The organism is Arthrobacter sp. TJ-236, from assembly GCF_058269235.1.
Genome location: NZ_JBZCNI010000001.1, coordinates 241349 through 257598, shown reverse-complemented (window position 1 = coordinate 257598; position 16250 = coordinate 241349). Strand labels below are relative to the sequence as shown.

General features: G+C 71.9%; 17 protein-coding genes and 1 riboswitch. Of the genes, 2 read left to right on the top strand and 15 right to left on the bottom strand.

Features of this window, described 5'->3' with window-relative positions; genetic code table 11:
• Positions 1-137: 137 nt before the first annotated feature.
• The 5 genes from trpC to hisI form a co-directional block, all read right to left on the bottom strand.
• Entirely contained in the window at positions 138-962 is an 825-nt protein-coding gene (gene trpC / locus AC4D16_RS01115) for an indole-3-glycerol phosphate synthase TrpC (protein ID WP_490953653.1), read from the bottom strand.
• On the bottom strand, positions 963-1268 hold the full coding sequence (locus AC4D16_RS01110) for an HGxxPAAW family protein (RefSeq protein WP_490953652.1): 306 nt from the start codon (positions 1266-1268) through the stop codon (positions 963-965).
• A 127-nt stretch (positions 1269-1395) separates the two neighbouring features.
• Positions 1396-2262, bottom strand: coding sequence for a Trp biosynthesis-associated membrane protein (locus AC4D16_RS01105; protein ID WP_490953651.1), 867 nt, complete (start codon positions 2260-2262; stop codon positions 1396-1398).
• On the bottom strand, positions 2259-3821 hold the full coding sequence (locus AC4D16_RS01100) for an anthranilate synthase component I (RefSeq protein WP_490953650.1): 1563 nt from the start codon (positions 3819-3821) through the stop codon (positions 2259-2261). Before AC4D16_RS01100 ends, AC4D16_RS01105 begins: the two co-directional genes overlap by 4 nt.
• A gap of 2 nt (positions 3822-3823) precedes the next feature.
• The gene (gene hisI / locus AC4D16_RS01095; RefSeq protein ID WP_490953649.1) at positions 3824-4354 is read right to left on the bottom strand and encodes a phosphoribosyl-AMP cyclohydrolase; all 531 of its coding nucleotides are present in this window, start codon (positions 4352-4354) and stop codon (positions 3824-3826) included.
• A gap of 168 nt (positions 4355-4522) precedes the next feature.
• On the opposite strand from hisI, the gene AC4D16_RS01090 reads away from it, so the two are divergent.
• Complete coding sequence (locus AC4D16_RS01090) at positions 4523-5167, top strand: TIGR03085 family metal-binding protein (RefSeq protein WP_490953648.1); 645 nt, start codon at positions 4523-4525, stop codon at positions 5165-5167.
• Positions 5168-5238: 71 nt separating this feature from the next.
• On the opposite strand, the gene hisF is transcribed toward AC4D16_RS01090, so the two are convergent.
• From hisF to aspS, 9 genes are all read right to left on the bottom strand, one after another.
• Positions 5239-6009 (bottom strand): imidazole glycerol phosphate synthase subunit HisF, encoded by a 771-nt coding sequence (gene hisF / locus AC4D16_RS01085; protein WP_490953647.1) that lies wholly within the window; start codon positions 6007-6009, stop codon positions 5239-5241.
• Positions 6010-6021: 12 nt separating this feature from the next.
• The gene (gene hisG / locus AC4D16_RS01080; protein ID WP_490953646.1) at positions 6022-6867 is read right to left on the bottom strand and encodes an ATP phosphoribosyltransferase; all 846 of its coding nucleotides are present in this window, start codon (positions 6865-6867) and stop codon (positions 6022-6024) included.
• Positions 6868-6958: 91 nt separating this feature from the next.
• Positions 6959-7222 (bottom strand): phosphoribosyl-ATP diphosphatase, encoded by a 264-nt coding sequence (locus AC4D16_RS01075; protein WP_490949277.1) that lies wholly within the window; start codon positions 7220-7222, stop codon positions 6959-6961.
• Positions 7223-7293: 71 nt separating this feature from the next.
• The gene (gene ribH, locus AC4D16_RS01070) at positions 7294-7779 is read right to left on the bottom strand and encodes a 6,7-dimethyl-8-ribityllumazine synthase (protein WP_490953645.1); all 486 of its coding nucleotides are present in this window, start codon (positions 7777-7779) and stop codon (positions 7294-7296) included.
• On the bottom strand, positions 7776-8501 hold the full coding sequence (gene ribB / locus AC4D16_RS01065; RefSeq protein ID WP_490953644.1) for a 3,4-dihydroxy-2-butanone-4-phosphate synthase: 726 nt from the start codon (positions 8499-8501) through the stop codon (positions 7776-7778). The genes ribH and ribB overlap by 4 nt, the downstream gene beginning before the upstream one ends.
• The gene (locus AC4D16_RS01060) at positions 8498-9139 is read right to left on the bottom strand and encodes a riboflavin synthase (RefSeq protein ID WP_490953643.1); all 642 of its coding nucleotides are present in this window, start codon (positions 9137-9139) and stop codon (positions 8498-8500) included. The genes ribB and AC4D16_RS01060 overlap by 4 nt, the downstream gene beginning before the upstream one ends.
• A 48-nt stretch (positions 9140-9187) precedes the next feature.
• Positions 9188-10228 (bottom strand): bifunctional diaminohydroxyphosphoribosylaminopyrimidine deaminase/5-amino-6-(5-phosphoribosylamino)uracil reductase RibD, encoded by a 1041-nt coding sequence (gene ribD / locus AC4D16_RS01055; RefSeq protein WP_490953642.1) that lies wholly within the window; start codon positions 10226-10228, stop codon positions 9188-9190.
• Positions 10225-10917, bottom strand: a complete 693-nt coding sequence (gene pnuC / locus AC4D16_RS01050) for a nicotinamide riboside transporter PnuC (RefSeq protein WP_490953641.1) — start codon at positions 10915-10917, stop codon at positions 10225-10227. Before pnuC ends, ribD begins: the two co-directional genes overlap by 4 nt.
• A 118-nt stretch (positions 10918-11035) precedes the next feature.
• Positions 11036-11177: riboswitch (FMN riboswitch) on the bottom strand.
• A 201-nt stretch (positions 11178-11378) separates the two neighbouring features.
• Positions 11379-13166, bottom strand: coding sequence for an aspartate--tRNA ligase (gene aspS / locus AC4D16_RS01045; protein ID WP_490953640.1), 1788 nt, complete (start codon positions 13164-13166; stop codon positions 11379-11381).
• 176 nt (positions 13167-13342) lie between these two features.
• Here aspS and AC4D16_RS01040 point away from each other — a divergent pair, with 176 nt between their 5' ends.
• Positions 13343-14644 (top strand): APC family permease, encoded by a 1302-nt coding sequence (locus tag AC4D16_RS01040; protein WP_490953639.1) that lies wholly within the window; start codon positions 13343-13345, stop codon positions 14642-14644.
• A gap of 100 nt (positions 14645-14744) precedes the next feature.
• Here AC4D16_RS01040 and hisS read toward each other — a convergent pair whose 3' ends face one another.
• Complete coding sequence (hisS, locus tag AC4D16_RS01035) at positions 14745-16073, bottom strand: histidine--tRNA ligase (RefSeq protein WP_490953638.1); 1329 nt, start codon at positions 16071-16073, stop codon at positions 14745-14747.
• Between the last annotated feature and the right edge of the window lie 177 nt (positions 16074-16250).

Here is a 16250-nt window from a genome sequence, read left to right as displayed (position 1 = left end):
CGCGCGGGTTGGCCGCCCGGGTTCTCGCCGGACCGGCTGCCCGGTCCCTGTTCTTCGTCACGCTGCGTGCGGTGCACCCTGCAGGGTGCACGTGGCCCCGGTGATCACCGGGGGGTGGTCCTGGTCGGTCCGGTCCGTCAGCCGCGGGTCGCCGCGTGCGGCCTGAGGTGCGTACGGCCCGTTCGCCGGAAGTCGTCGATGACGGCCGCCGGATCGTCGGAGCGGACGAGGGCCTCACCCACGAGCACGGCGTGCGCCCCGCTCGCCGCATAGGCGGCGACGTCGGTGACGTCCCGCACGCCGGACTCGGCGATCACCACGGTTCCCGAGGGTATGAGGTCCGCCAGCGCGGGGAACACGTCCCGGTCGACGTCGAGCGTCTTGAGGTTGCGGACGTTCACGCCGATGATGCGGGCTCCCGCAGCGACGGCACGCTCCACCTCCTCCGCCGTGTGGGTCTCCACGATCGCGTGCATGCCGAGCCGGGAGGTGAGGGCGAGGAAGTCGACGAGCTCCTGCCGGCCGAGTGCCGCCACGATCAGGAGCACGACGTCGGCCCCGTGTGCCCGGGCCTCCCAGATCTGGTACTCGTCCACCGTGAAGTCCTTGCGGAGCACGGGCACGTCCACCACGGCGCGGACGGCGTCGAGATCGGCGAGCGACCCGCCGAACCGGCGCTCCTCGGTGAGGACCGAGATCACGGCGGCCCCACCCGCGGCGTAGGAGGCGGCGAGGGATGCCGGGTCCGCGATGTCGGCGAGGGCGCCCTTCGACGGACTGCTCCGCTTCACCTCGGCGATGACCTCGAGCTCGGCCCCGGCGCCCGCCCCGAGGGCGGCGAAGGCGTCGAGAGCCGGCGTGGCCTCCAGCGCGGCGCGCCGGACGTCCTCGAGCGGGCGTGCACGGAGGCGCTCCGCGAGGTCCTCGCGGACACCCTCGATGATGTCGTCGAGGACCGTCATCTAGTGGCTCTTGTTCTTCAGCTTCGAGCCGCCCACGCCGTAGCCGATCTTCCGCAGGATGAACCCGACGATCAGACCGACGACCATGATGCCGATGCCGATCCAGAACAGCAGGGTGCCGAAGTCGTGGTTGCCCTCGGTGCTCGCGAGGATGTATGCGAAGGAGGCCACGGCTGCGCCGGCGAGCATGATGAGGACGCAGGTCCACGCGGCAGGGCTGTTGCCGTGACCGATGGTCTCGTCACCCATCTGGGCGTGGGTGGCGGGCGTGTTACGGGTGGCCGACTCGCGGGTCTCGGATGCCATGGGATATCTCCTTCGAACGGGTCGAGTCCATTCTGCCACTGTTGCCGCGGACGGACGGCACCGGCTGCGTCCGGCGTCATGCCGCTCCGTGCCGCATGCTTGTCGCTGCCGGGCCAAGACCGGCGCGTCAGCCCGTGGGGTCGTTGCCGCGCGAGAGCTGGTCCCAACTGTCGATCTCGTCGGTGTGGGAGGAACGGCGTGGGCCCTTCGGGGCATCCTTCTCCCCCGGGGCGCCCGGGTCCGGGACGTCGCCGTCGGCGGCCTGTCCCGTGGGTGCCTGTCGGGGCACGCCGCCGGAGGTCGGTGCGGCCGCAGCCGCACCCGTCGAGCGGTCGGTGCCCACACCTGTCTCCAGGTCCGTGTCCGCGTGCTGGTCCGCATCCGGACGGACGCCGGGCGGCACGTCACCGACGGACACGACCGGCGCCTCTGCGCTGTCCGACGGGAGGAGACCCGCTCCTGCCGGGCGCGGCACCCGCGCCGCCCCGGCGTCGTACCGCTTGTTGATCCCCCAGCTCCGGCCGGCGAGGACCACCCAGGCCGCGGCGAGGACCAGCAGCACCCCGGCGACGGCGGCGACCCACGGCAGCGCGGTGGCGGTGGCCTCAGCGCCGGCCGAGCCGCTCACACCGATCGCCGTGCCGATGGCCGGCTCGGCGGCGTTGCGGGGATCGAGGGCGACGCCGGCGCTGGTCAGCGCGATCCCCGTTCCTGCGAGGACCAGGAGGACGGCGATGATCCAGCGCGCCACCCGGCCGGCGATCGACACCGCGAGGGCCGCGGCGAGGGCCACGAGCGCGAAGGCGGTGACCGGGACGGCGGCGTCGCTGCCCGCGATCTCGAGGTCCGGCGTCTGCACGGCCTCCTGCGGGAGCCGGACGAACAGCCAGGTCTGGGTGGTCGAGCCGAAGGCGAGGAGCGCGAGGACCACGATGCCGAGCACGACGACGCCGCGCCGCGTCATCCGCGAGGGCGCGGGCTGACCGGCGCTCATCGCGCGTCCGACGTCGCGGTCCGGAGTGCCGCGGCGGTGAGGGCGGCGCGCAGCGGTGCGGCGGCCTTGTTCACGGTCTCGAGCGCCTCGGTCTCGAGGACGGAATCGGCGACGATCCCGCCGCCTGCCTGCACGTACGCCGTCCCGTCGCGCAGCAGGGCCGAGCGGATCGCGATCGCCATGTCCATGTCACCCGCGAAGTCGAGGTAGCCGACAACGCCGCCGTAGATGCCTCGCCGGTGCGGTTCCACCTCGTCGATGATCCTGAGGGCACGGGGCTTCGGGGCGCCGGAGAGGGTGCCGGCCGGGAAGGTCGCCGCCAAGACGTCGTAGGCGCTCTTCGACGGCGAGAGGGTCCCGACGACCGTGGAGACGAGGTGCATGATGTGGCTGAACTTCTCGACCTCCATAAACTGCGTGACGTCGACGCTGCCGGGCACGCAGACCTTCGAGAGATCGTTCCGTGCGAGGTCCACGAGCATCAGGTGTTCGGCCTTCTCCTTGAGGTCGGCGCGGAGCTCGACGGCGAGGTCACGGTCCTCCTCGGTGGTCCTGCCGCGCGGCCGCGAGCCGGCGATCGGGTGCGTGATGACCTCGTCCCCCGTGACGGTGACGAGTGCCTCCGGCGAGCTGCCGACGATCGAGTAGGCGCGGCCGTCGGCGTCCTCGAGGCTGAAGAGGTACATGTAGGGGCTCGGGTTGGTGGTGCGGAGGATCCGGTAGACGTCCAGCGCCGAGGCGTCGCACTCGATCTCGAAGCGGCGGCTGATGACCACCTGGAAGACCTCGCCGTCCACGATCGCCCGCTTGCCGCGCTCGATGGCCCGCAGGTAGTCCGGCTCGAACCAGGACTCCCGCACGCGATCCATCGACTCCTCCGCGGTGGGCGCCCCCGCCGCCATGACCGATACGGGAAGCTCCGCGGGCGCCACCACGGCGGCGAGCATCGCGCGGACGCGGCTCACGGCGTCGTGCCACGCCTCGTCCACGCGCTCGTCCGTGCCGTCGAAGTTGACGGCGTTCGCCACCAGGGTCAGGGAGCCCTCGGCGTTGTCGTGCACCGCGAGGTCGGACACGAGGCACATGGCGAGCTCCGGCAGGAGGAGATCGTCCTCGGGCGGGCTGGTGAGGCGCTCCCAGTGCCGCACGGCCTCCCAGCCCACGAAACCGACCATGCCCGAGGTGAAGGGCGGCAGGTCCGTGAACCGCTCGGTGCGGAGCGCCTCCACGGTGAGGCGCAGCGCCTCCACCGGATCGCCGGCGGTCGGGACGCCCGACGGCGGCTCACCGAGCCAGTGCGCCTCGCCGTCGCGCGTGGTGAGGGTGGCACGCGAGTGCGAGCCGATGAACGAGTACCGGGACCACACGCCGCCCACCGCCGCGGACTCCATGAGAAAGGTCCCCGGACGGCCGTCGGCGAGTTTCCGGTACAGGCCGATGGGCGTGTGGGCGTCGGCGAGGACCTTGAGGTGCACCGGGACCACCCGGCGGTCGCGGGCGAGCTCGCGGAACTCCTCGAGGGTGGGGCTGATGGTGCCGAGCTGCTGCCGTGGCTGCATGATCAGGATCCTCCTGCGTCGGTGGTGCCCGACGCGTCGGGGCGCGTCGCCGTCTGCTGTATCTGCTGCACCTCGCGGTTCGCTCGGCTCGATTGGCTCGCGTCGGTCACCGCGGGCAGCTCACGCCCGTCGAAGCAGGTGCGTGTTCCGGTGTGGCACGCCGCGCCCTCCTGGTCCACCGTGACGAGCAGGGCGTCGCCGTCGCAGTCCAGTGCGACTCCCCTGACCCACTGGCGGTGCCCGGAGGTGTCCCCCTTCCGCCAGTACTCCGACCGCGACCGCGACCAGAACGTCACCCGTCCGGTGGTGAGCGTCCGCCGGAGGGCCTCCTCGTCCATCCATCCGAGCATGAGCACCTCGAGGGTGTCGTACTGCTGCACGACGGCGGCGACGAGGCCTGCGGCGTCCCTCGAGAGGGCGGACGCGATGGCGGGGTCGAGACGCGCGGGATCGGCCGCTGCGTCCGGGACCGTCACGTGGTCGGTGGATCCCGGCTGGGAGCCGTTCTGGGGTGAGGGAGTGGGAGAAGGCATCACCTGCGATTCTAGTGGCCACGAGGAGGACCACCGCCGCGCCGGGAGGGCCGCCGGACACCCGCCGTCCCGGGGTCGGCTCGGGATGCACCCGGCCCGTGCGGCGCGGCTGCCGACGGCGTCCGGGTCGCGGCCACCGATCGCGACCGCGTGCTATTTTCAGCTGTGATGCACTACGTAGCCCCGTCCCGTGAAGTGCTGGCCGAGACGCTCCTCGCCGCCGGTCCCGACGCCCCCACGCTCTGTGAGGGGTGGACGTCCCGCGACCTCGCTTCCCACCTCTACCTCCGCGAGCACAAGCCGGCCCTCGGCCTCGGCATGGTGGTGAAGAAGTTCGCGCCCGTCACGGAGCGGGCAACCAAGGAGCTCGGGCAGCGGGCCGCGACGCCCGCCGGGTACGAGGCCCTGGTGCGCCGCTTCCTCGCCGGCCCTCCCGCGCTCTCCCCGATGAGGATCGGCGCGGTGGACAGGAGTGCGAACCTCATCGAGTACTTCGTCCACACGGAGGACGTGCGCCGGGCGACGACGCGCTGGGCGCCCCGGGCGCTCGACGAGGCCTACGCGAACGCCCTGTGGGAGGACCTCGTCAAGCGGGCTGCCATCCTGTACCGCGGCGTGGACCTCGGGATCGTGCTCGTCCGGCCGGACGGCCCCCGCCACGTCGCGAAGCGCGCCCCCGTCTCCGTCGCGATCGTCGGAGATCCGGGCGAACTGCTCCTGCACGCCCACGGTCGACGTCGGCAGGCCCTCGTCACCTTCGAAGGTCAGCCCGACGCCGTCGCCCTGCTCGAGAGCGCCGACGTCGGCCTCTGAGCCTTCGCGGCGGCCGCCGCTCCCCCGGCCCTGCGCCCACAGGCGTCCGCAGTGACCCGCTTCCGGGCCGGTCAGCGGACGGGGAAGCCTGCGTCCCGGATGGCTTTCTTGACCTGGGCGATCGCGTCGACGGGACCGAAGTGGAACACCGACGCGGCGAGGACGGCGTCCGCCCCGGCCTGGACCGCCGGCGGGAAGTGAGCCGGCTCGCCCGCTCCGCCCGAGGCGATGAGCGGCACACCGACGGCCGCACGCACCGCACGGATGAGTTCGAGATCGAAGCCCTCCTTCGTGCCGTCGGCGTCGATCGAATTCAGCAGGATCTCCCCCACGCCGCGGTCCGCGGCCTCCTTCGCCCACGCGACGGCGTCGATCCCGGTGCCTTTGCGGCCCCCGTAGGTGGTCACCTCGAATCCCGACGGCGTCGACGCGTCCCGTGTGCGGCGCGCATCGAGGGACAGCACGAGGACCTGCGCGCCGAAGTGCCGGGTGATCTCGTCGATCACGGAGGGGCGCGCCACGGCGGCGGTGTTGATGGACGCCTTGTCGGCGCCGAAGCGCAGCAGGCGGTCCACGTCGGAGATCTCCCGGACTCCCCCGCCGACGGTGAGGGGGATGAAGACCTCCTCGGCGGTCCGCGCGACGACGTCGAAGGTGGTCTCGCGGTTGCCCGAGGAGGCGGTGACGTCGAGGAAGGTCAGTTCGTCGGCGCCTGCGCGGTCGTAGCGGCGGGCCAACTCGACGGGGTCCCCGGCATCGCGCAGGTCCTCGAAGTTGACCCCCTTGACCACCCGGCCGGCGTCGACGTCGAGGCAGGGGATCACGCGGATGGCGACGGTCATGACTGGCCCTCCCTAGATCCGGCAGGCGTGGATGGTGCTGACCAGGATCGCGCGGGCACCGAGCTCGTACAGCTCGTCCATGATGCGGTTGGTCCGGTTGCGCTTGACCATGGACCGCACGGCGACCCACTCTGAATCCCGCAGCGGCGAGATGGTCGGCGATTCCAGGCCCGGCGTCAGCGCGGCCGCCCGGTCCACGAGGTCGAGCTTGATGTCGTAGTCCATCATCACGTACTGCCGGGCCACGAGGACGCCCTGCAGGCGCCGCAGGAGCACGTCCAGCCCGGCCGGGGCCTCGACCCCGGCGCGGCCGATGAGTACGGCTTCGCTCTGCAGGATGGGATCACCGAAGATCTCCATGCCGGCGGCGCGCAGCGTGTTGCCCGTCTCCACGACGTCCGCGATCGCGTCCGCGACGCCGAGGCGCACGGAGGATTCCACGGCGCCGTCGAGCCGCACGACGGACGCGGTGATGCCTCGCTCGGCGAGGTAGTCCTTGAGCAGACCCTCGTAGCTGGTGGCCAGGCGCTTGCCCTCGAGCTCGGCGACGGCCGAGAAATCGCCCACGGGGCCGGCGAAGCGGAAGGTGGAGGCTCCGAAGCCGAGCTGCATGAGCTCCTCCGCCTGGACCTGCGCGTCGAGGAAGAGGTCGCGGCCGGTGATGCCGACGTCGAGGGTCCCGGACCCCACGTAGACGGCGATGTCACGGGGACGCAGGAAGAAGAACTCGATCTCGTTCTCGGGGTCCACGAGGACGAGCTCGCGGGTGTCCCGGCGCTGCCGGTAGCCGGCCTCGGCGAGCATGGACGAGGCGGCCTCGGAGAGGGCACCCTTGTTGGGGACTGCGACGCGGAGCATGGAGGGATCTTTCGCTGGGGAGGAGGTGGTCGAACAGGGCCACTCGCCGGGCTACGGGGAAGGATGGGCAGCAGTGGGCGCGGACGGGCGGCTACAGATGCTTGTAGACGTCCTCGAGCGTGAGGCCCTTGGCGATCATCAGCACCTGCAGGTGGTACAGCAGCTGCGAGATCTCCTCCGCGGCGTTCTCGTTCGACTCGTACTCCGCAGCCATCCACACCTCGGCGGCCTCTTCGACGACCTTCTTGCCGATACCGTGCACGCCCGAGTCCAGCTCGGCGACGGTCCGCGATCCTGGTGGTCGCTCGGCGGCCTTGGTGCTCAGCTCCTCGAACAGGGCTTCAAACGTCTTCACGGTCCCTAGGTTATCGGCTCGGGGAGGGGCGGCCTCACGTGCCTGCTCCCCCACGACGGCGGCCGGGCCGGTCATCGCGTCCACGGGTGCAGCACGGCCGCCGTCGCGAGCGCCGCGGTGACGGCCTCGTGGCCCTTGTCCTCGGAGGAGCCGGGCAGGCCGGCGCGGTCCAGGCCCTGCTGCTCGGTGTCGCACGTGAGCACGCCGAAGCCGACGGGCACACCGGTCCGCACGCTCACCTCGGTGAGCCCGGACGTCGCCGCCTGGCACACGTACTCGAAGTGCGGGGTCCCGCCGCGGATCACCACGCCGAGGGCCACGACGGCGTCGAACTCGGGGGCGAGCCGGGCGGCGGCGACGGGCAGCTCGAAGCTGCCGGGCACCCGCAGTTCGGTCACCGCGGCACCGGCCTCTGCGGCGGCACGGCGGGCGCCGTCGAGCAGGCCGTCCATGATCTCCGTGTGCCAGCTCGCGGCGATGATGGCCAGGCGCAGGGGTGCGCCGGAGCCTGTGGTCAACGTGCCGGGCTCGATGCTGGGTGCGCCGTGGCCGCTCATGGTTCTCCTCGGGTAGGGGTGGGTGATTCAGGGCGGGAGGTCGCTCGTGAGTGATGCGAGGTGTGCGGGCCCGCGAGGGCGGGCGGTCCGTCACCGACGGCGTCGCACTCCGCGAGGTGTGCCACGAGGTGCTCGATCGAGACGAGGGGCAGCCCGTGCTCGTCCGCGAAGCGGCGGAGGGCGGGAAGACGCATCATGTCGCCGTCGTCGTGCACGAGTTCGGCGATCACGGCCGCGGGGCGTTTGTCCGCCAGGACGCTGAGTTCGACGCCGGCCTCCGTGTGTCCGGGACGGACGCGCACGCCTCCGGGATGGGCGCGCAGCGGGAAGACGTGGCCGGGACGCGTCAGATCGGCCGGGACACTCGCGGCGTCGGCGAGCACCCGGGCCGTGCGCGCACGATCCGCGGCGCTGATGCCCGTGGTCACGCCCGCGGCCGCATCGCAGGACACCGTGTACGCGGTGCCCTTCGAGTCCTCGTTGACGGCGGTCATGGGCGGCAGCAGGAGGCGGTCGGCGTCGTCGGCCCGGAGGGGCACGCAGAGCACGCCCGAGGTCCAGCGGACGGTCCAGCCCACGAGCTCCGGCGTCGCGTCCTCGGCCGCGAAGACGATGTCGCCCTCGTTCTCGCGGTCCTCGTCGTCGACCACGACGACGGCGCGGCCCGCGGCGATGGCCGAGATTGCGTCCGCGACGGGATCGAGCCGTATGGCGCCGTTCACGAGGCGGCCCGGCGGCCCGCATCCGCGGCTGCGAATCCGAGGAGCCGCTCGGCGTACTTCGCCAGGACGTCCATCTCGAGGTTCACGGGATCGCCGACGGCCTTCGCGCCGAGGCCGGTCTCGCGCAGCGTGGTGGGGATCAGTCCCACCTCGAACCACTGCTCGGGCCGCTCGGGAGCGCTGACCGCCGTCACCGTCAGGGACACGCCGTCGATGGCCACCGACCCCTTCTCCGCCGCGTACCGCCCGAGATCGGCGGGCAACCCGAAGCGCAGCCGGTGCCAGGCACCGAGATCCTCGCGTTCGAGGAGCACGCCGACGCCGTCGACGTGCCCCTGCACCACGTGACCGTCCAGCCGCCCTCCGGCGGGAACGCACCGCTCGAGGTTGACGGGGGTGCCGGGTGCAAGCCCGCCCGTGGTGGTACGGCGCAGGGTCTCACCCATGACGTCGACGCCGACGCGCGTGCCGTCCAGCGTGACCGCGGTCAGGCAGACGCCGTTGACGGCGAGGGACGCACCGGGTGCGAGGTCCTGCCCCGTGGCCGGCGCCTCGACGACGAGCAGTGCGCTCTCGCCATCGGGCCTGAGATCGAGGGAGACGACTCTGCCCTGTTCGGACACGATTCCTGTGAACATGTGATCTTCCTTCGGGTTCAGCGGTCGGTGGATGGGGTGGCGACGTCGTCAGCCCGGCGGGGGCCGCAGGTGGAGGCGGACGTCGGGGCCGAACTGCTGCACGGCGGGTCCGCCGGCGTCGTCGAGGGACCACGCGAGGGCGTCACCGAGCGTGTCGACGCCGAGCTCGGGGTAGGCGGGGGCGCCGCCGCCCAGGATCAGCGGTGCCACGTAGCTGAAGAGCTCGTCGACGACGCCGGCGCGCAGGAAGGCGGCGGCGACACGCGGCCCGCCCTCGACCAGGACATGACGCACACCGTGGCGGTGGAGGTCCGAGAGGGCGGCGTGCACGTCCCGCGTCTGCAGGTGGAGGAAGCCCTCGCCGCGGACGGCCGCGTCCGCCGGCACCTCCGAAGCGCCCAGGACGACCCTCAAGCCCGCACGCACCGGAGCGGCGTCGCGCGCGGTGAGCCGGGGATCGTCCGCGAGGACCGTCCCCGTCCCCACGAGCACGGCGTCGGCCAGCGCGCGGATGCGGTGGCCGTCGCCGCGGGAGGCGTCCCCCGTGATCCACCGACTGGAGCCGTCCCGTGCCGCCACGCGCCCGTCGAGCGACTGCGCGGACTTCAGGGTGACGAAGGGCCGCGCATCGAGGACGGAGCGCACCCACCGCTCGTTGAGGTGCAGGGACCGGGAGCGCTCGAGGCCGCCGATGCAGTCGACGCCGGCCTGCCGGAGCCGCTCGGCTCCCCCGGACGCGGCGGCGTCGACGTCGTCGGCCGCATGGACGACCCGCGTGATGCCCGCCGTGAGGAGGGCGTCACTGCAGGGGCCGGTGCGTCCGGTGTGGTTGCAGGGTTCGAGCGTCACGACCGCCGTGGCGCCGCGGACGTCATGGCCGCGGTTGCGCGCGTCCTCGAGCGCCGCCGGTTCCGCGTGCGGCGTCCCGGCTCCGCGGTGGTACCCCTCCCCCAGCGTCTCGCCGTCGGCCGAGAGCACCACGGCGCCGACCAGCGGGTTGGCGCCCCGCACACCACGGCCTGCGAGCTCCAGGGCGCGCAGCATCGCGGCGTGCTCGGCGGGGGACACCCGCGGCGACGTGGTGCTCATCGGAGCGTCGGATCCGGCAGGAGGGTCTCGATGCTCGGCTTCGCGGTGCGCTGGGCGCGCGCCCACACGAAGAAGCCGACCAGCGTGAAGGCCCCGTAGAACATGTACATGAACGCACTCGCGTAGTAGCCGGCACTGAAGAGCAGGGGCACCCCTACGATGTCCACCGCCACCCAGACGAGCCAGAACTCCACCCAGCCCTTCGCCATGCCGTACGTGGCGAGCAGCGAACCGACGAAGGTCCAGGCATCCGCCCAGACGGGTTCGTAGGAGCCGAGGACGCGGAACAGGGGGGTCAGCGCGAAGGTGCCGACGACCATGAAGATCACCATGCCGATGCGCGCCCTGCTGCCTGCCCACTGTGGCGTGACCGCCTGGCCGCCGTCGCCGTTGGCCCGGCTGCTCGCCCGCCACTGCCGCCAGCCGTAGACCGAGACCGCGATGAACATGATCTGACGCCCGGCCTGCCCGAGGAGGTTCGCGGCGCTCGCCGCGCCGAACAGGGAACCGAGGAACACGGTGAGGAGCAGGAGGTTGCCGATGATCCCCACGGGCCAGGCCCACACGCGCCGGCGCATGCCGCCGAAGGCGCTGAGCAGTCCGAAGACGTTGCCGACCACCTCGCGCAACAGGAGGGAGCTGTTCCCCACGGGGATGCGGGCTTCGAAGAGCCACTGCAGAAAGTCCATGCCGATCCTCCACCGGTCCGACGCGGCTCCGGGTGATGGCGCGGCAGGAGGCAGCGTGCCGTGGCGAACCACGACATGGCCGCAGGCCGACGAACGGACCGCGGACGGAGCCCTGCTGTGCGTGCTTCTCCCATCCAGACTTTGACTGTCGGTCCCGGAATTCCACCGGCTCAACCGCCCTCGCCCGCGGGTGCGGGGCGACGAAGCGGGTCGCGGACTATCACCGCCGGTTCGGACTTACACCGACCCCGGAGCACGTACTGCGGTGATTATTTCACAGCACGACGACCACGCCCGCTGTCACGTCCCGATTCCTCCGACGGCGATCAGGGCGACGCCGTCGTGCGGGGGATGTCGAACTGGTACGTGGCGGGCGCGCTCATGCGGGAGCGCACTCGCCGAAGGCACGACGAGGGCGGGCACCGACCGGTACCCGCCCTCGTGGCGTGTGTGACGCCGTGCTACTCGGTGTTCGAGGAAGCCTCGGGCTTCGCGGCGGGTTTGGCGTCGACACCCGCCTCCTTGCGCTGCTGCGCCGTGATGGGCGCCGGGGCCGCCGTCAGCGGGTCGTAGCCGCCGCCCGACTTCGGGAACGCGATGACGTCGCGGATGGAATCCGTACCTGCCAGCAGCGACACCACGCGGTCCCACCCGAGGGCGATCCCACCGTGCGGGGGCGCACCGTACTTGAATCCCTCGAGGAGGAAGCCGAACTTCTCCTGCGCTTCCTCGGCGCCGAGGCCCATGACCTTGAAGACGCGTTCCTGGACATCCCGTTGGTGGATACGGATGGACCCGCCGCCGAGCTCGTTGCCGTTGCACACGATGTCGTAGGCGTAGGCGAGGGCGTTCTCGGGGTCCGCGTCGAAGGAGTCCATGAACTCGGGCTTCGGTGAGGTGAACGCGTGGTGCACGGCCGTCCACGCCCCGCCGCCCACGGCGACGTCACCCGCCGCGACGGCGGCGGAGGCGGGCTCGAACATCGGTGCGTCCACCACCCACACGAACGCCCAGTCGCCGTCCTTCAGGAGTCCGGTGCGGCGTCCGATCTCGACGCGCGCGGCACCGAGGATGGCGCGGGACGACGACGCCTCGCCCGCTCCGAAGAAGATGCAGTCGCCGGGGTTCGCCCCCACGGCTGCGGCGAGACCCTGCCGCTCGGAATCGGTCAGGTTCTTCGCGACGGGGCCGCGGAGGCTGCCGTCGTCATCGATGAGGACGTACGCGAGACCCTTGGCGCCGCGCTGCTTGGCCCACTCCTGCCAGGCGTCGAGCTGGCGGCGGGGCTGCGAGGCCCCACCGGGCATGACGACGGCCCCGACGTAGGGCGCCTTGAACACGCCGAAGTCGGTGTCCTTGAAGAACTCCGTCAGCTCGGTCAGCTCCAGCCCGAAGCGGAGGTCCGGCTTGTCGGAGCCGTACTTCGCCATAGCGTCCGCGTAGGTCATGCGGCGGATGGGCAGGGGCACCTCGACATCGATCAGCTTCCAGAGGCGCGAGACGAGATGCTCGCCGAGGGCGATGATGTCGTCCTCCTCGACGAAGCTCGCCTCGATGTCGAGCTGCGTGAACTCGGGCTGGCGGTCCGCGCGGAAGTCCTCGTCGCGGTAGCAGCGGGCCAGCTGGTAGTACTTCTCGAACCCGCCGACCTGCAGGAGCTGCTTGAACAGCTGCGGCGACTGCGGGAGCGCGTACCAGGATCCTGGCGCGAGGCGCGCGGGGACCAGGAAGTCGCGTGCACCCTCGGGGGTGGAGCGCGTCAGCGTCGGGGTCTCGATCTCCACGAACCCGTCCTGATGCAGCAATTCCCGGGCCACGCGGCTGGCTTCGGAGCGCAGGCGCAGGTTGGCCTGGGGGCCGGGGCGGCGGAGATCCAGGTAGCGGTGACGCAGCCGCGCCTCCTCGCCCACCTCGACGTGCTCGTCGATCTGGAACGGCAGCGGCTCGGACGTGTTGAGGATGGTCACCGTCTCGGCGATCACCTCGACCGCGCCGGAGGGGAGGGCCGGGTTCTCGTTGCCCTCGGGGCGCTGCTGCACGGTGCCGACGATCTGCAGGACGTACTCGTTGCGCAGGCTCGAGAAGACGTCCTCCTCGCGCACGACGACCTGCGCGAAGCCGGAGGCATCGCGCAGATCGAGGAACGCCACCCCGCCGTGGTCGCGGCGGCGGGCGACCCAGCCTGCCAAGGTGACGGTTTGTCCTACGTGCTCGGGCCGAAGGGAGCCCAGTTCATGCGTGCGGAGCACAGCATTCCTTCCCACAGATGTGACGGATGATCGCGGGCACGCGGAGCGCCTGCCTAGAGTTGTCTCAAGCCCGCACAACTTTACCGGCAGCACCCCGACGGGCCGGACAGCCGTCGCGCCGCTCAGGTCCGTCCCGGGGCGCGCACATGCATCCACACCTCTCGGTCAGGAGACACATGACGCAGCAACCCGGCCTGCGCCGCGCGATGGGCGGGTTCGACGCCACCACCGTGGGCGTCGGCGCGATGATCGGAGCGGGCGCCTTCGTGGTGTTCGCTCCCGCCGCCGGGTCAGCAGGCGCGCTCCTTCCCCTGTCCGTCGTGATCGCAGGCTTCGTGGCCTACTGCAATGCGGCGGCCACGGCTTCCCTCGCCGTCCGGCATCCTTCGAGCGGTGGCACCTACCTGTACGGCAGGGAGCAGCTCGGGCACTGGGCGGGCTTCGTGGCAGGCAGCGGCTTCGTGGCGGGCAAGCTGGCGTCCTGTGCGGCGATGGCCCTCACGTTCGGCCTCTACGCCGCCCCGGGACTCGAGAAGCCGGCCGCGGTCGCCGCCGTGGCCGGACTGACGGCGGTCAACCTCCTCGGCGTGACGCGGACGGCCCTGGCCACGCGCGTGATCGTCGCCGTCGTCGTGCCCGTCCTCGCCTTCGTGGTGGTCATCGGGTTCTCCTCTCCCGCCGTGGACGGACTACAGGCGGACCCCGCGCGCGACGCCGGTGTGCTGGGGGTCCTGCAGGCCGCTGCGCTGCTGTTCTTCGCCTTCGCCGGATACGCGCGCATCGCGACGATGGGCGAGGAGGTGCGCAACCCGCGCCGGAACATCCCGGCGGCCATCCTCGGTGCGCTCGGCTTCACGCTGCTCCTCTACCTGTTGCTCTCGCTCTCGCTCCTCAACGCCTTCGGCGCCGACGCCCTCGCGGCCAGCTCGGCCCCGCTGCGCGACCTGGTGGATCTTGCGGTCCCCGGCGAGGGGAGCATGGGTCGCGGCGGCGCGGTCGTGACGATCGCCGCAGCGCTCGCGAGCCTCGGCGCCCTGCTCGCCCTGATCGCGGGCGTGGGCCGCACGATGCTCGCGATGGCGCGGGGCGGTGACCTGCCGAGCCCGCTCCGGCGCGTCTCCGTCCGCTTCTCCGTCCCGTGGGTCGCCGATATCGTCACGGCGGGCGTGGTGGTGGTCCTCCTGCTGACCACCGATGTGCTCACGGCCGTCGGCTTCTCGAGCTTCGGCGTGCTCCTCTACTACGCGGTCGCCAACGCCTCAGCCTTCACGCTCACGGAACGGCAGTGGTACGCGCCGCGCTGGCTGAACGTGGTAGGCGCGATCAGCTGCGTGGTGCTGGCGTTCACGCTGCCCGTCGTGTCCGTGCTGACCATGCTGGGAGTCCTGGTGGCTGCGGCGCTGGCGCGCGTCGTCGTCCTCGCCCGGCGCCGCCGATCCGCCGGCCAGGAGCGCGGTGAACGGCGCGGCCGCCTCTGACGGCCGCGCTCACCCTGGCTCGCGCTCACCGTGGGTCCGCGGGGCGCCTCGCACGCTCGGAGTGCCCCGAGGGCGGGGCGCCTGACGCTGCGCCCCGGCTTCAGGACCTCGCGACGCTCGGGCGCAGATCGGCCTGCGGGGGCGTCCAGGACGCCGGATCAGCGGCCACCTGCTCGCCGGAGCGGATGTCCTTGACCTCGTGGGACCCGTCCGCCGCGGTGAACCAGACGAACGGGATACCGCGCCGGTCGGCGAACTTGATCTGCTTGCCGAACTTCTCCGCGCCGGCCGCCACCTCGGTGGAGATGCCGCGCTGCCGCAGCGCCGCGGCGACGTCCTGGGCCTCGGACCACGCGTCGTCGTCCGTCAGGGTGACCAGCACCGCCGTCGGGACGCCGCGTGAGACCGTTGCGAAACCCTGGCTGAGGATGCGCGAGACGATCCGCGTGACGCCGATGGAGAGCCCGACGCCGGGGAACGTCCGGGTGCCCTTGCTCGCGAGTGCGTCGTAGCGGCCGCCGGAGCAGATGCTGCCGAGGCCCTCGTGACCGTCGAGGACGGTCTCGTAGACGGTGCCCGTGTAGTAGTCGAGCCCGCGCGCGATGCTGAGGTCCGCCACGACCCGACCAGGAGCGCGGCGCGACGCCTCGCCGACCACCTGCCGGAGTTCCTCGAGACCTTCCTCGAGCAGTTCGCCCGAGACGCCGAGGGCCCGGACCTGCTCCACGAAGGAGGTGTCCGCCGTCCGGATGCCCGCGAGGTCGAGGGCCAGGCCCACCTGGTGCTCGTCCGCCTGTACCTCGTCGCGGAGCAGCGCACCGACCTTCTCGGGGCCGATCTTCTCGAGCTTGTCGATGCTCCGGAGCACGGCCGCGGTGTCCTCGAGCCCGATGGCGCGGTAGAAGCCCTCCGCGAGCTTCCGGTTGTTCACCCGCAGGGTGAACGCCGGGATGGGCAGCGCTCCGAGAGCCTCGACGACCGCGAGGGCGAGTTCGACGTCGTACCGGAAGGGCAGGACGCCGTCCCCCACCACGTCGATGTCCGCCTGCGTGAACTCCCGGGCGCGGCCCTCCTGCGGCCGCTCACCCCGCCAGCACTTCTGGATCTGGTAGCGCCGGAACGGGAAGGCGAGGTGACCGGCGTTCTCGACGACGTACCGGGCGAACGGCACCGTGAGGTCGTAGTGCAGCGCGAGCCCGCTCTCCGACGCCGAGGCCTCCTCCGCCTGCAGGCGGGAGACCGCGTAGACCTCCTTGTCGATCTCGCCCTTGCGCAAGAGGTGGTCCACCGTCTCGACCGCCCTGGTCTCGATGCTCGAGAACCCGTGCAGCTCGAAGGTCCGCTGGAGCACCTCGAGCACGTGCTGCTCGACGAGTCGCTCCTCCGGGAGCCACTCGGGGAAACCGGAGAGTGATGCCTTGCGGGCCATGGGGGTGTCCTCCTGAACGCGGATGATCGGTGCGTCCGGGCCACGCGCTCCCGCGCAGGCGGTCCGGTTCCGCCCACCAATCCTAGGCGGCGAGGCGACGCACCCGTGCAAGCGGTCCACGAGACTGCCCGGACAGCCGGTGCGCTCACCGGGAGGCGCGGCACAGCTCACGGCGCG

What these genes read in the sequence shown, in the direction of transcription:
- trpC (WP_490953653.1), bottom strand. Translation starts at nt 962, where the DNA reads ATGACGGTCCTCGACGACATCATCGAGGGTGTCCGCGAGGACCTCGCG.
- AC4D16_RS01110 (WP_490953652.1), bottom strand. Translation starts at nt 1,268, where the DNA reads ATGGCATCCGAGACCCGCGAGTCGGCCACCCGTAACACGCCCGCCACC.
- AC4D16_RS01105 (WP_490953651.1), bottom strand. Translation starts at nt 2,262, where the DNA reads ATGAGCGCCGGTCAGCCCGCGCCCTCGCGGATGACGCGGCGCGGCGTC.
- AC4D16_RS01100 (WP_490953650.1), bottom strand. Translation starts at nt 3,821, where the DNA reads ATGCAGCCACGGCAGCAGCTCGGCACCATCAGCCCCACCCTCGAGGAG.
- hisI (WP_490953649.1), bottom strand. Translation starts at nt 4,354, where the DNA reads ATGCCTTCTCCCACTCCCTCACCCCAGAACGGCTCCCAGCCGGGATCC.
- AC4D16_RS01090 (WP_490953648.1), top strand. Translation starts at nt 4,523, where the DNA reads ATGCACTACGTAGCCCCGTCCCGTGAAGTGCTGGCCGAGACGCTCCTC.
- hisF (WP_490953647.1), bottom strand. Translation starts at nt 6,009, where the DNA reads ATGACCGTCGCCATCCGCGTGATCCCCTGCCTCGACGTCGACGCCGGC.
- hisG (WP_490953646.1), bottom strand. Translation starts at nt 6,867, where the DNA reads ATGCTCCGCGTCGCAGTCCCCAACAAGGGTGCCCTCTCCGAGGCCGCC.
- ribH (WP_490953645.1), bottom strand. Translation starts at nt 7,779, where the DNA reads ATGAGCGGCCACGGCGCACCCAGCATCGAGCCCGGCACGTTGACCACA.
- AC4D16_RS01060 (WP_490953643.1), bottom strand. Translation starts at nt 9,139, where the DNA reads ATGTTCACAGGAATCGTGTCCGAACAGGGCAGAGTCGTCTCCCTCGAT.
- ribD (WP_490953642.1), bottom strand. Translation starts at nt 10,228, where the DNA reads ATGAGCACCACGTCGCCGCGGGTGTCCCCCGCCGAGCACGCCGCGATG.
- pnuC (WP_490953641.1), bottom strand. Translation starts at nt 10,917, where the DNA reads ATGGACTTTCTGCAGTGGCTCTTCGAAGCCCGCATCCCCGTGGGGAAC.
- AC4D16_RS01040 (WP_490953639.1), top strand. Translation starts at nt 13,343, where the DNA reads ATGACGCAGCAACCCGGCCTGCGCCGCGCGATGGGCGGGTTCGACGCC.
- hisS (WP_490953638.1), bottom strand. Translation starts at nt 16,073, where the DNA reads ATGGCCCGCAAGGCATCACTCTCCGGTTTCCCCGAGTGGCTCCCGGAG.